Annotated in this window: 12 protein-coding genes; 5 read left to right on the forward strand and 7 right to left on the reverse strand. The window is 52.3% G+C overall.

The genetic code is table 11. The annotated features are described in order from the left end of the window. Positions 1–178: 178 nt before the first annotated feature. A complete protein-coding gene (locus KU854_RS21310) occupies positions 179–796 on the reverse strand; it encodes a c-type cytochrome (protein ID WP_218360343.1) in 618 nt (205 codons plus the stop codon). A gap of 149 nt (positions 797–945) precedes the next feature. Between KU854_RS21310 and yihA the strand changes: the two genes are divergently transcribed. Next, the gene (gene yihA, locus KU854_RS21315; RefSeq protein WP_218360344.1) at positions 946–1,602 is read left to right on the forward strand and encodes a ribosome biogenesis GTP-binding protein YihA/YsxC; all 657 of its coding nucleotides are present in this window, start codon (positions 946–948) and stop codon (positions 1,600–1,602) included. Positions 1,603–2,206: 604 nt separating this feature from the next. On the opposite strand, the gene spfP is transcribed toward yihA, so the two are convergent. Both spfP and polA read right to left on the reverse strand, forming a co-directional pair. Beyond that, positions 2,207–2,254, reverse strand: coding sequence for a small protein SpfP (gene spfP / locus KU854_RS25210; RefSeq protein ID WP_438356882.1), 48 nt, complete (start codon positions 2,252–2,254; stop codon positions 2,207–2,209). A 209-nt stretch (positions 2,255–2,463) separates the two neighbouring features. Next, positions 2,464–5,271: a DNA polymerase I gene (gene polA / locus KU854_RS21320; protein WP_218360390.1), complete on the reverse strand. Its 2,808-nt coding sequence runs from the start codon at positions 5,269–5,271 to the stop codon at positions 2,464–2,466. 474 nt (positions 5,272–5,745) lie between these two features. Here polA and elbB point away from each other — a divergent pair, with 474 nt between their 5' ends. Beyond that, positions 5,746–6,396 carry an isoprenoid biosynthesis glyoxalase ElbB gene (gene elbB, locus KU854_RS21325; protein WP_218360345.1) on the forward strand — a complete coding sequence of 217 codons (651 nt, stop codon included), beginning with the start codon at positions 5,746–5,748 and terminating at the stop codon, positions 6,394–6,396. Between the two features lie 196 nt (positions 6,397–6,592). Here the strand turns inward: elbB and KU854_RS21330 are convergent, their stop codons facing one another. The 4 genes from KU854_RS21330 to recQ all read right to left on the reverse strand — a co-directional run bounded on the left by KU854_RS21330 (position 6,593) and on the right by recQ (position 10,414). Beyond that, positions 6,593–7,033, reverse strand: a complete 441-nt coding sequence (locus KU854_RS21330) for a GNAT family N-acetyltransferase (protein WP_218360346.1) — start codon at positions 7,031–7,033, stop codon at positions 6,593–6,595. 427 nt (positions 7,034–7,460) lie between these two features. Beyond that, positions 7,461–8,126, reverse strand: coding sequence for a 7-cyano-7-deazaguanine/7-aminomethyl-7-deazaguanine transporter (locus KU854_RS21335; RefSeq protein WP_054780066.1), 666 nt, complete (start codon positions 8,124–8,126; stop codon positions 7,461–7,463). 130 nt (positions 8,127–8,256) lie between these two features. Next, on the reverse strand, positions 8,257–8,571 hold the full coding sequence (locus tag KU854_RS21340) for a DUF3630 family protein (protein WP_255555675.1): 315 nt from the start codon (positions 8,569–8,571) through the stop codon (positions 8,257–8,259). Then, a complete protein-coding gene (gene recQ / locus KU854_RS21345) occupies positions 8,564–10,414 on the reverse strand; it encodes an ATP-dependent DNA helicase RecQ (RefSeq protein WP_218360347.1) in 1,851 nt (616 codons plus the stop codon). Before recQ ends, KU854_RS21340 begins: the two co-directional genes overlap by 8 nt. Before the next feature lie 348 nt (positions 10,415–10,762). Here recQ and rarD point away from each other — a divergent pair, with 348 nt between their 5' ends. From rarD to KU854_RS21360, 3 genes are all read left to right on the forward strand, one after another. Continuing rightward, positions 10,763–11,605, forward strand: a complete 843-nt coding sequence (rarD, locus tag KU854_RS21350; RefSeq protein WP_418885871.1) for an EamA family transporter RarD — start codon at positions 10,763–10,765, stop codon at positions 11,603–11,605. Between the two features lie 172 nt (positions 11,606–11,777). Further along, a complete protein-coding gene (ggt, locus tag KU854_RS21355; RefSeq protein ID WP_218360349.1) occupies positions 11,778–13,550 on the forward strand; it encodes a gamma-glutamyltransferase in 1,773 nt (590 codons plus the stop codon). Between the two features lie 17 nt (positions 13,551–13,567). Beyond that, positions 13,568–14,059 (forward strand): DUF2780 domain-containing protein, encoded by a 492-nt coding sequence (locus KU854_RS21360; protein WP_218360350.1) that lies wholly within the window; start codon positions 13,568–13,570, stop codon positions 14,057–14,059. Positions 14,060–14,062 lie beyond the last annotated feature (3 nt).

Raw genomic sequence — 14,062 nt, forward strand, 5'->3', positions numbered from 1 at the left:
GAGGAGGCGATACATCATGTGTTGCCCATTAAGCGAGAAGATCGAATATACCCGAGAGCCGTGAAGCCTAAGGCAAAGAAATACCCCAATAAAAAGAAAGCCAGTCAGCTTAACTGACTGGCATTAAGCCTGAGCTGCCTTTTCTAATCACTTTGATGTGCTGTTAAAGCGCGGGTTATCAGTGAAGACCGCCGACGTATTTCGAAATCGCGTCAATTTCTTTGTCCGACATTTTGCTCGCCACAATGCGCATCATCCCGTTGAGGTCATTGTTACGTTGGCCATCACGAAACGCCATAAGTTGAGCCTTGATGTAGTCGGCATGCTGACCTGAGATTTTCGGAAAGCCAGACAATGGCGTACCGTTACCGCGAGGGCCGTGACAGGCAACACATGCTGCTATGCCGCGGTCTTTGTTACCGGCCATGTAAAGCTCTTCACCAATATCAATCGAAGATTCAGGCGTACTGCCAGGTTTGGCGGTTTGAGAGGCGAAGTAGGCAGCAAGATCTGCCATGTCCTGCTCATTCAGTGGTGCCACCATACCTGCCATCACGGCATTGTAGCGACCCTGCTCACCACCGGTAGTGGCGCCGAGCTTAAATTCTTGCAGCTGTTTGAGCAGATATTTTTCATGCTGGCCGGCAAGTACTGGGTTGGCGGGAATGACGCTGTTACCGTCAGCACCATGACAAGCGGCACAAGTGGCTGATTTTGCTTTACCTGCTTCTGCATCGCCTTGAGCAAAGGCAGTAAAGCTCGCGAATAAAGTGAGTAGTAGCGCTAATCTCTTCATGACATTCCATTTATAATTATCAAGCTTCCAATACCACGATGCCCACGCCATCATGATACAATCATCGAGCAAAAACCGAGCACGGTCATTTTACACAATTTCACATAAAAGTAATCAGTCGACTACATAAAGTCGAGACGGAGTTAACAGTGAATTCTTCACTCAACTATCGAAAAACCCACTTTATTACCAGCGCACCTGACATTCGACACCTGCCTCACGACACCGGGATCGAAGTCGCGTTTGCTGGCCGTTCAAATGCAGGGAAATCCAGTTCCATTAACCGCCTCTGCGACCAGAAAAGCCTGGTGAAAACCAGTAAAACGCCAGGACGCACGCAGCTGATCAACCTGTTTAAAGTGGATGAAGGGTGCCACATCGTTGACTTGCCAGGATACGGTTACGCGCAAGTGCCCTTGGAGATGAAGAAAAAGTGGCAAAAATCGCTGGGCGAATATTTGCAAAAACGTGATCAACTCAAAGGTCTTGTGGTGCTGATGGACATTCGTCACCCGCTGAAAGACCTGGATCAGGATTTAATCTTCTGGGCGGTTGACTGCAATTTGCCGGTCATGGCGCTGTTGACCAAATGTGACAAGCTAAAAAGCGGTGCGCAAAAGGCTCAACTGGCAAAAGTCCGTGAAGCGGCTGTGGACTTTGGTGGTGATGTGCAGGTCGAGCTTTACTCATCCCTGAAAGGGATCGGTGTCGACAAACTGCGTAAAAAGCTGGATGGCTGGTACCAGCCAATGCTGGCTGTTGACCTGCTGCCGGAAGATGGTGAGGCTGGCGAAAGTCAGGAGTAACCCTCTGGATAATAAAAACCCCACCTGTGAAGGTGGGGTAACGGGAGAGAAATAGGAGGTTCTTATAATCGTTATGGAATTAGTGTCAGCGATAAACGCCAAACCCGCAAGCTAACCCTGCCCGAACATTCTTCATCTTCGCCTTAGTAATCAGGCATATAGTTATATCAAAAAACACAACACACTGATCTTTCTTGTGTTTGGTTGCTTCCGCCCAACTTATTTATCTTCGAAAAATATTAAACTTTTTGTATCAATTCTGCGTCATCCAAGATTGGAACTGAATTACAGGATTGATTGGATAAAAAAAGACCGCACTGATCACTCAGTCCGGCCATAAATAACGTGAGAGCACGATGCCTGACAATTGGTTTCAGGCGGCTCCATCACATCAAGAACAAGAAGCAGTCATCATTATAATGCTCTTGCCTTCAATTTAAAGTAATTACTCTAATTAAACGTAACAAAATACAACCAAGCCTTAAAATACACGCTTAAGCCTTTGTTTTAATTAAGCATAAGATTCAAAGAATAGTGTTGGCAGGTGGGTGTATTGCACAATAAAAAATGCCCCGGTTGACATTCGTCAACCGGGGCTGCTGAATCAGCTAAATCCAATAACGTGAAACAAAAGGTCTGAAAGATAGAACATCTTACCTCTGTACCCTACGTCTGTTACTGTATATCAAATGCTCGATTAAGAAAACCCTTTACGTAGTTTTTTTTCATCAAATTTAAAAATCTCGCGCCTTTTGTATTCACTTTGTTTCATCCAGGCGATAAAAAAGCCTGTAAAAACAGGCTTTTTTCGCATAGAAATTTAAGTCAAATCGTGAGTATTCTCTCACTCAACAGGAAGGATTAGTGGGCATCGTCCCAGTTAACGCCGCTTCCAGAGTCTGCCACCAACGGAACTTCCAGTATGGCAGCTGATTCCATCAGTTTGGTGATCTGTTGTTCGACTTCCGACAAATGATCAGTTTCCACTTCCAGCACCAGTTCATCGTGTACCTGCATGATCAGGGCAACACGTCCTGCCGGCTGTTGCTGGATCCACGCATCGACCAAAATCATCGCGCGTTTAATGATGTCTGCCGCCGTACCCTGCATCGGGGCGTTGATTGCGGCACGTTCCGCGCCCTTGCGGCGCATGGCGTTGCTGGACTTGATTTCCGGCAAGTGCAGACGGCGGCCAAAGATGGTTTCCACATAGCCCTGCTCTGCGGCCTGCAGTCGGGTGTTCTCCATATACTGGCGCACACCAGGGTAACGCTCGAAGTAGCGTTCCATATATTGCTGCGCTTCACCACGTGGAATGCCGAGCTGCTTCGCCAAACCAAATGCACTCATGCCGTAAATCAGGCCAAAGTTGATTGCCTTGGCACGGCGACGCATTTCTGACGTCACATCGCTGATGTCGATCCCCATCACTTCAGCGGCAGTGGCCGCATGAATATCCTTGCCGTGGCGGAAAGCATCAATCAGGGCTTCGTCACCGGACAGGTGCGCCATAATGCGCAGTTCAATTTGCGAGTAGTCGACCGCCAGAATGGTTTTACCCGCAGGGGCGATAAATGCCTGACGGATACGACGGCCTTCTTCATTGCGGATTGGAATGTTCTGCAGGTTCGGATCGGTCGATGACAGACGGCCGGTTGCGGTGACAGCCTGATGGTAAGAAGTATGCACGCGGCCGGTCGCCGGTTTCACCATCTTCGGCAGCTTATCAGTGTAAGTAGATTTCAGTTTCGCCAGACCACGGTACTCCAGAATGCACTTTGGCAACGGATAGTCGAGCGCCAGCTCCTGCAGTACTTCTTCGTTGGTCGATGGGGTGCCAGACGGGGTTTTCTTCACGACTGGCAAGCCCATTTTCTCGAACAGGATTACCTGAAGCTGTTTCGGGGAGCTGAGGTTGAACTCTTCGCCCGCCAGTTCAAAGGCCTGCTTTTCCAGCTCATCGAGACGGACGGCGATTTCTTTGGATTGCTTGGCCAGCATTTCCGCGCTGATCAGAACACCATGGCGCTCCATACGCGACAGCACTGGCACCAGCGGCATTTCATACTGCTCGAAAATGACTTTCAGTTTGTCGTCATTGTTAAGCTGTGCCATCAGGGCATTGTGCAGACGCAAGGTGACATCGGCATCTTCCGCGGCATAGGGCGCCGCCTGATCCATTTCAATCTGGTTGAAGGTCAGCTGCTTTTTACCCTTACCGGCAATCTCTTCAAAACTGATGCACTTATGCTGCAGGTAACGCATCGCCAGGCTGTCCATGTCATGCTTGCCCGCCACGCTGTTAAACACGTAGGACTCAAGCATGGTGTCGTAGGCGATGCCGCGCATTGCGATGTCGTAACGCGCCAATACACTGGCGTCATACTTGAGGTTTTGCCCCACTTTCAGAGCGCCTGCATCTTCCAGCCACCCTTTCATCTCGGCCAGAACCCAATCTCTGTCCAGCTGCTTCGGTGCATCCAGATAGTCATGGGTCAATGGCAAGTACGCCGCTTCACCTTCTGCTACGGCGAAGGAAATACCCACCAGGTTGGCTTCCATGTAATCCAGGCTGTCGGTTTCAGTATCAAAGGCAACAACGTCTGTCTTACGCAGCTTTTCCATCCAGGCGTTAAACGCCTCTTCAGTCAGGATGGTTTCATATTTGCTGCGATCGATAGCGGCCGCTTCAAAGCTCGGCGCTGTATTGCCTGATGCAGACGGTGCAGCCGCGCTGCTTTGCGCTCTCGTGCCCGCACTTTCACCGATGGCATCAATGCCCGCCGCGCCATTTTGCGCTTCGGCCAGCCAGCGTTTGAAATTCAGCTCGGTGAACAACTCCACCAGCTTGTCGTTGTCTGCCGCACGGTTGGTCAGCTCTTCCGGTTTGAACGGCAGTTCACAGTCAAGCTTGATGGTGGCCAGACGGTAAGAGAGATACGCATTCTCTTTGTTCTCTTCCAGCTTCTTCGCCATGGTTTTTGAACCACGGAAGCCAAGATCGGCAATTTTGTCCAGGTTGGCATAAAGCTCTTCCAGGCCACCGATACCGGCAATCAGTGCCGTTGCGGTTTTTTCACCCACACCTGGTACGCCTGGAATGTTATCCACCTTGTCGCCCATCAGTGCCAGATAGTCGATGATGTATTCCGGGCCAAAGCCATATTTATCGTGCACACCCTGCGGCGTCATGATCACATTGGTCATGGTGTTGATCAGGGTGACATTTTCGTCCACCAACTGCGCCATGTCCTTATCACCGGTGCTGATCAGTACCGGCATGCCCGCTTTTGAACCCTGAGTTGCCAAGGTGCCGATAACGTCATCTGCTTCAACGCCTTCGATCACCAGCATCGGAAAGCCCATGGCTTCGATGATCTGATGCAGCGGCGCAATTTGACCGCGCAGATCGTCCGGCATTGGCGGACGGTGGGCTTTATATTCCGGATACATGTCATCACGGAATGTTTTCCCCTTGGCGTCAAAAATCACTGCCACGTTGGATGCAGGGTATTGTTTTACCAAACTGCGCAACATGTTAACCACCCCGTAGACGGCGCCGGTTGGCTCGCCTTTGGCGTTAGTCAGATTTGGGGAGGCATGGTATGCACGGTAGAGGTAAGAGGAACCGTCGACCAGGATCAACGGGTTATCAGAAGTCGTCGCCATAACGTTATAAGCTAACCGGATAATGATGGATGGGTTAGGATGCCATGACTTACCGCCACTGTTAACCTGAGATTTTGCCAAGCCGCTCCCGCTGGCACCGTAAATCTTTGCTTCCCCTGGCCCTGTGAATAAATGCCGTGATGCCGAAAACGCCTCGCCCTCACTGTGGATAAGTTTGTTGGTATTTATTTTCTCGCGTTTAGATCGATTTCATAAACGCCTTAGAACTTAAAATTAATTGCTTATTTTTTAATACTTTAAATGTAAGTCATTGATCATGATCAGGATCGATCTCCGATCATCTGTTGTGGAAAAAGAAATTCCTGATTGGCTCCACCTCTGCGGAACAAATTTCTTTCCGTCAAATATCACTCTGTGATCCAGGTAGATTCATTTCCTCGCCGTTTTGTTCATAAACTATCCTTCCATGGTCTAATTGGCAGACAAACAGACTCAACTATCGAGGAAGGGAAGATGAAAAAAGTAGCGGTGATTTTGTCAGGTTGTGGCTTCTATGATGGCGCAGAAATCCATGAATCCGTGCTGTCATTGCTGGCAATTGAGCAAAATGGCGCAAGCTGGCACTGCTTCGCCCCGGATATCGACCAGTTTCACGTGGTTAACCACGCAGCAGGCGAAGAAATGGCCGCCAACCGGAACGTGCTGCAGGAATCTGCGCGCATTGCACGTGGCAATATCCAGGCGATCAGCGAACTGAATCCCAATCATTTTGATGCCCTGTTATTGCCCGGAGGCTTTGGCGTCGCCAAAAACCTCAGCTCTTTTGCATCAAAGGGGGTCAATCTGGATGTGGACGAAAACGTCCTGCGGGTGTGTAAGGCATTCGCCACTGCCGAAAAGCCTGCAGGCTATGTCTGCATTTCCCCGATACTGATCCCGTCGGTGTATGGCAATGGCGCCAAAGGCACTATCGGCAATGATCCGGAAGTCTCTGCGGCGTTCAATGCCATGGGTGGCGAGCACATTGACTGCCCGGTGGATGATTTCGTGCTGGATCAAAGCCGTCGGTTGCTTTCCACACCCGCCTATATGCTGGCCACCTCGGTCAGTGAGGCTAATGCAGGGATCAGCAAGCTGGTTCAGAAACTGATCGATCTGGCGTGATCGCCCACTTTCGATACAAAGAAAAAAGCGACGCCTAATTGGCGTCGCCTGCATCAGAAAATGCTAATAAACTTACTGGAAGCAATGTGAGCAATGTCGTGCGTTCAAGGGCAAAATGAGCCATTGCCCCGGAACAGTTAAATAATAACCATTCTCATTAGCATTTGGCAAGCATTCCAATCCTTTTTTCCCAGACTCAGTCTGCTGGTGTGATTTTCTTCACAAAATGTAGGCGGTACTGGTCAAGAGTGTCTTTCTTTTCCAGGTGCTCTACCTGGTAGTGGTTATTCAGTAACAAACAGAGCATACCGGCAAAACAGTTGCGGGATTTTACCCGAAGGCTGGTATAGCCATGCTTGGCCACCCAGCGCTCCTGCGCATGCAGCAGGGCCTGTGCAATGCCGCGGCGGCGCCCGCTTTTGGTCACGCCACCCAGCCAACTGTAAAAACAATCGTCATCCAACTGATAACCGATCTTCACGCCGCAAAGCTCACCGTCCAAGTCCGCCACCAATACCAGTGAAGGCTTATCACCAATGCGCTTTTTCAGCGCTTCCAGGGATTCCTTTTGCGCCAGTTCATCAATTTTATGGAGCACCTCTACGGCTTCTGCCAGGGTGCCTTCTCGAATAATCATGGGAATGTCCTTTATATACCTAAACAACCTGAAGAGGCAGGATTCAGCGAGATTGACTGACGTTGTGATCGCGGCGTTCCTTTGTAGGTGTAGTCACCTCCATCAAAAAGGAACAACAAAGAGCACGGCGTCAGTCAATTCGCCCAAAGGGAGGCCATCAATGCGCCCACTTCTTCGTTAAATTCCACGGAAATAGAACGACTATTCCACGTAAAATTTGCCTTGAATTGAACGTATTGATGACCTCTGAATACGAGCATCTTCAGGTCGTTTAGGTATAGATACCCACCGCTTTCCTTTTCGACGCAGATAAATCCGGCGGGTATGAATAGCGCCAAGACGCTCGTGGTTTCAGTATAGAAAACATAAAAAAAGCCAGTCTTGCGACCGGCTCTCTTTCCCTCAATATCTTATCGCAAAATGGCGTTTACACCACTTTGGTTTCCAGCGCGCCATTGACCTGGGTAATGCGGCGGATGATGTAGTTCAGCAACACACCATACATAGGCACGAACAGGCCAAGGCTGATCACCAGCTTGAAGGCATAATCCACCAGCGCGATTTCCACCCAGTTCTGCGCCATAAAGGCATCAGGGCTGTTGTAGAACGCAATCGCGAAGAAGGCCAGTGTATCAATCGCGTTACCAAACAAGGTTGAACAGCTTGGAGCTACCCACCATTGTTTAGTCTGACGCAGACGGTTGAAAACGTGGATATCCAGAATTTGACCCAAGAGGTAGGCCATAAAGCTGGCAATCGCGATACGCGCGACAAACAGGTTGAACTCGGTCAGGTGCGCCAGTCCCTGGTATTGTCCCTGATAGAAAAGCACGGACAACACATAGGAAATCAGCAGCGACGGTACCATCACCGAAAAGATGATGCGACGTGCCATACCTGCGCCGTAGATACGGACAGTCAGATCGGTTGCCAAAAAGATAAACGGGAAGGTAAACGCACCCCAAGTGGTGTGAAACCCGAAAATGGTGAATGGCAGCTGAACCAGGTAATTACTGGATGCAATGATGATCAGATGGAAGACCACCAGATAAGAGAGGGCTTTGCGCTGTTGCGCGGGTGTAAAAGTGCTCATTGTGAACCTTTTTGTCATTGGGGGCGAGGGAACCCAAATTACTCATTCACTGGATTTTGTTATCCAGCGCCTTACTAGGGTGGCGAATTATACAGCAATTTTACCGCTTGCCAACTTCTGAAGATTAGCGCTATTTAGCGAGTTGGCGGGCAAGCCAGGTATGCAAAAACTGCAGTTCTTCATCGCCCTCTGCGCCAAGCTTTTCCAGCCAGACGCAGGCGCTGTAATGCTCAGCGCGCAGCATAAAGGCGACGCCTTCAAAATCCACCAGCCAGCTCAGCAAGTCTGCGTCAGTCTGCTTTTCCTTGGCAGTAGCACCTATCAGTTGGCAAAACGCGGCAAGGTGCGCATCGGCATTGTCAAAATCGAGTGTATCAGCCACCAATGACACTCTTCCTGACGCGGCATCCAGCATCGGACGCTCAAAGCAGAACGCATTATCCATAATGGGATTCACTGTGGTTGAGGGTGATGTGATCTTCAATCACATCAAGGAACACATCGCCGTATTTCTCCAGCTTGCGCTGACCGACGCCGTTTACCGCCAGCATTTCGCCCTGTGAGGTTGGGATCATCTCTGCCATTTCGATCAGGGTGGCGTCGTTAAACACCACGTATGGCGGGATATCTTCCTCATCGGCAATCGCTTTACGCAGCTTGCGCAGTTTGGCAAACAGCTTCTTGTCGTAATTGCGCTTGCCGAGCTTGTCTGCCTTGGTGCGCGGTGCCAGACCCAGTCTTGGCACTGCAAGCTCCAAGGCCACTTCGCCGCGCAGCACTGGGCGCGCTTCTTCGGTTAGCTGAAGCACCGAGCTTCGGGCAATGTTCTGTACCAGATAACCACGATGGATAAGCTGACGGAAAATGCTGACCCAGTATTCGTGGCTGAATTCTTTCCCCAGACCATAGGTGCTGATCTTGTCGTGTCCATGTTCTTTAATACGCTGGTTCTGCATCCCGCGCAGCACCTCAACGGTGTAGCCAACACCAAAGCTCTGGTTGACGCGGTAGACACAGGAAAGCGCTTTTTGCGCCTGTTCAGTGGCATCAAACAGAGTAGGCGGGTCAAGGCAGACATCGCAGTTGCCACAAGGCTGGTTGCGGTATTCGCCGAAATAGTTCAGCAGCACCAGGCGTCGGCAGGTCAGCGCCTCAGCGAACGCGCCCATGGCATTGAGCTTGTGGCTTTCCACCTGTTTTTGCGGCCCGTCCGGTTTTTCTTCCAGACAGCGGTGCAGCCAGCCGAGATCAGACGGGTCATAAAGCATCACTGCTTCTGCGGGCAAACCGTCACGCCCGGCGCGGCCGGTTTCCTGGTAGTAGGATTCGATGTTGCGCGGAATGTCGTAGTGCACCACAAAGCGTACGTTGGGTTTGTTGATCCCCATGCCGAACGCCACTGTCGCCACCACGATTTGTACGTCATCGCGCTGGAACGCTTCCTGTACCCAGGCGCGCTGCTCATTGGTCATGCCGGCATGGTAGGCCGCCGCACGGATGTTGCCGTCAATCAGCTTTTCCGCCACCTGCTCTACCCGTTTGCGGCTGTTGCAGTACACAATCCCGCTCTGGCCACTTTGGGTGGCAAGGAACTGGGTCAGTTGTGCCAGCGGTTTGTGTTTTTCAATCAGGGTGTAGCGGATATTGGGGCGATCGAAGCTGCCGAGGTAAACATGCGGATCGGCCAATGCCAGACGCTGGCAGATATCCTGGCGCGTGGTGTCATCAGCGGTGGCTGTCAGCGCCATGACGGGCACATTGGGAAAATGCTGTTTCAGGCTGCCAAGCTGGGCATACTCAGGGCGGAAATCGTGTCCCCACTGGCTAATACAGTGCGCTTCATCCACCGCAATCAAGGCCAGGGTGACAGACTGCAAACGCTCGATAAAATCGCGCATCAGCACCCTTTCCGGCGAGACGTACAGCAATTTCAATGTGCCGTTTTTCAGCGCCTGCCATGTGTCAGACTGGGCTTCCGGGGTCATGGCGGAATTGAGGCATGCTGCCTGCACACCGTTAGCGAGCAGTTGGTCGACCTGATCTTTCATCAGGGAGATAAGCGGTGAGATCACCACCGTCAGCCCGTCGCGCACCAGCGCAGGAATTTGATAGCAGAGGCTCTTACCACCGCCGGTTGGCATGATGACCAATGAGTCATGGCCGGTAATGGCGGCGTCGATGATTTCCTTCTGACCGTCGCGGTAGCTGTGGTAGCCGAACACCTTCTGCAGTACAGCTTCGTCTTGGGTGCATTGTGGCGTAATTTCGGCCGAATCGGTCGCGGTCATAGAGCCTCTCATCATCGAATAGCCGCTCATTCTAAACGCAGGACGGCGGGGATAAAAGGTCAACAACGTCGAAGTGACGCTTCAATTTTTCTCATCGGATTGTTCAGAGAAAATGTGTGCTTCATGGAAGGTTGCCCATATACTGGCCTTGGCAGCAAAAACGTTTACCGATGATACGGATGTCGGTCTGTTCACCAAACCCGCCGCGTCACTCCCCTTCTTTTCGCTGCCCTGACCGCCTTCCCGGCGGTTTTTGCTCTTTTCTGTTTGGATTAATGAGAATTTGCAGTGACTGACGAAGCACAACAGACCCGCCGCGGCATATTGCTCGCCCTCGGCGCCTATATCATGTGGGGGATCGCCCCGCTCTATTTCAAAGCCCTTAATGGCGTGCCTGCGCCGGAAGTGTTGGTTCACCGCATTATCTGGTCGTTTTTCTTCCTGGCGCTGATTTTGTATTTCACCGGTAGCATGGGCAAAGTGCGCTGGCTGATAAAAGACACCAAACGGCTGATGCTGCTGACAGTCAGCGCGGTGGTCATTGCCGCCAACTGGCTGATTTTCATCTGGGCGGTGAATAACAACCACATGCTGGATGCGAGCCTGGGTTATTACATCAACCCGCTGATCAACGTGGTGCTCGGCATGGTGTTCCTCGGTGAGCGGTTCCGCAAGCTGCAGTGGGTCGCTGTCGCACTGGCTTTCATTGGCGTGGCGGTACAGGTGATCACCTTTGGCTCCCTGCCATGGGTGGCACTGGTACTGGCCTCCAGCTTTGGCTGCTATGGTCTTATCCGCAAAAAAATCAGTGTGGATGCCGCCACCGGCCTGTTTATTGAAACGGCCGTCCTGTTGCCGGTCGCGCTGGTATATTTGCTGATGATTGCCGACAGCGCCTCGTCAAACATGTTTAACAATCCGACCAGCCTGAACCTGTTATTGATTGCAGCCGGGGTAGTCACCACCCTGCCACTGCTTTGCTTTAACGGCGCGGCGACTATCCTTCGCCTGTCCACCCTGGGCTTTTTCCAGTACATCGGCCCCAGCATGATGTTTCTGTTGGCCGTCGGGCTCTACAACGAGCCGTTCACTGCAGATAAAGCCACCACCTTTGCCTTTATCTGGACGGCACTGGCGGTGTTTATATTCGATGCGGTACGCAACCGCAGGAAACAGCGTCAAACAGCGTAACAGCGCGTCGAAGCGGTACTCAGGTGCCGCTTTTTTTATTATGCAATCACAGCCCTATCTTACTGCTTCATCAGCAATTCTCTGCACCCTTGCCTCGTAATACCGACACTTCAATTTTGCATCGGGCGTCTATACTCAAAGTCCAACCGTCTGCGCTCTACAAGGAATGAGAATGAAACTATCCCCGACCCGTTTTCTCCCGGCGCTCGCCTTATCTGCACTGCTTTCTGCACCTGTCTATGCCACCTCGGAAGGTCAGGTTACCGACGCCGTTGCACCGGAGCTTGCCACCGGCAGCGTGATGCGAAAAAGCGTCAAAGGCAAAGAGTGGATGGTCGCCTCTGCCAACCCGCTCGCCAGTAAAGCCGGTGAGGCCATGCTGCGAGCAGGCGGTAACGCCATTGATGCCATGGTGGCCGTGCAAACCGTACTCGGCCTGGTGGAACCACAAAGCTCCGGCCTCGGTGGTGGCGCTTTCTTGGTGTATTGGGACAACGAGGCACAGGCCCTGACCACGTTTGACGGCCGGGAAACCGCTCCTAAAGCAGCGACACCGACCCTGTTTCTCGACGCCGACGGCCAGCCGCTGAAGTTTTATGACGCGGTGGTCGGCGGTTTGTCGGTCGGCACGCCCGGCACCGTGCGCCTGATGCATGACACCCACGCCAAATACGGCAAGCTGTCCTGGCGCACTGTATTGACCCCGGCCATTGAGCTGGCGCAGAACGGGTTTGAAGTTTCCCCGCGTCTGGCTGCCCTGATTGAAGGGGATGCCGAACGCCTGCGCCGTTATCCTGCGACTTACCAGTACTTTTTTGACGACAACGGCAACCCGCTCACTATCGGCCAGCGTCTGACCAACCCAGACTACGCCAACACCCTCAAGCTGGTTGCGGAAGACATTGATAACTTCTACGAAGGAGAAATTGCCGACGACATCGTCGCTACCGTTCAAAACGCAGCAGGCAATCCGGGCGTGTTGAGCAAAGACGATTTGGCTGAGTATAAGGTTATCGAACGCAAACCCGTGTGCGCCCCCTACCATCAATACCGCGTTTGCGGCATGGGCCCCCCAACATCCGGCGGTATCACAGTGGGACAAATCCTTGGCATTCTCAGCCACTTCCCTCTGCAAAATCTGGGCAAAGACAACCCGGAAAGCTGGCGTCTGATTGGCGATGCTTCGCGTCTGGCCTTTGCTGACCGTGGCCGCTATATCGCCGACAGCGATTTCGTTCCCGTCCCCACCGAAGGCTTGCTGGCACCGGCGTATCTGGAAGCACGGGCGGGGCTTATCCCGGCAGAAGGGGCGATGACAGAGGTGTCACCCGGCGAACCACAGTTCAGCCATGCCATCGCCGCCCCCAAGCTTGCTGATGACCAGTCCATTGAGCTGCCCTCCACCAGCCATTTTGCGATTGTCGATAAAGAAGGCAACGTGGTGTCGATCACCACCACCATCGAAAACGGCTTTGGTTCACGCCTGATGACCCGCGGCTTTCTGCTCAATAACGAGCTGACCGATTTCTCCTTTGCCACCCACCAGAATGGTTACCCCATTGCCAACCGCATCGAGCCGGGGAAACGCCCGCGTTCATCCATGTCACCGACTATTGTTATGCGTGATGGCAAACCTTACATGGCGGTAGGCTCACCGGGCGGTAGCCGCATCATCGGTTATGTGGCCACTGCGCTGATAGCCCACCTCGACTGGGGACTGGATATCCAGGCCGCCATTGACCTGCCTCACCTCATCAACCGCTTCGGCACTTACGATCTCGAAGCCGGGACAGATGCAGAAAGTTTTAAGCCAGCCCTTGAAGCCATGGGATACAAGGTCGATATTCGTGACTTAACGTCCGGTATCCACGGTATTGTTATCGACAGTGGCACGCTGGAAGGCGGTGCCGACCCAAGACGTGAAGGTCTGGTAATTGCGAATTAGCGCTCAGGAGACAGCGAATGAAAAAAGTAAGTGCTTTGATGTTGTGCGGATTGTTGGGTGTCGCCACCCTCCCAGCTCAGGCAACGGATTTAGGGAACCTGCTCGGTGAAGCCAACCGCGAAGCCAGCAACCTGTTGGAAGGCGTAAACAGCGAAGCGGCGGAAAACCCGATCACCTCTCTGCTAAGCAAAGGGCTGGATATTAACGACAAACAGGCGGCGGGCGGTGCCGGTGCCATGCTGGCAATGGCTTACCAGACCTTGGGTGAGTCTCAAAGCAGCGAGCTTCTGAAAATGGTACCGGGCATGGAATCCCTGACCGGCATGATCCCGGCGGGTCTTGGCAGCAATCTGGCCAACCTGGAATCCGTGGATAAAGTGTTCAACCTGCTCGGCATGGACGCAGGCATGGTGCAAAAATTTGCGCCGATGATCATCAAGTACCTGACCGGTGAAGGCGCCAGTGAATCCCTGCTGAGCGGCCTGACCAGCGCCTGGGGCGTGAAATAATCC

It is taken from the genome of Enterovibrio paralichthyis, from assembly GCF_019209835.1.
GTDB classification, from domain to species: Bacteria; Pseudomonadota; Gammaproteobacteria; order Enterobacterales; family Vibrionaceae; genus Enterovibrio; species Enterovibrio paralichthyis.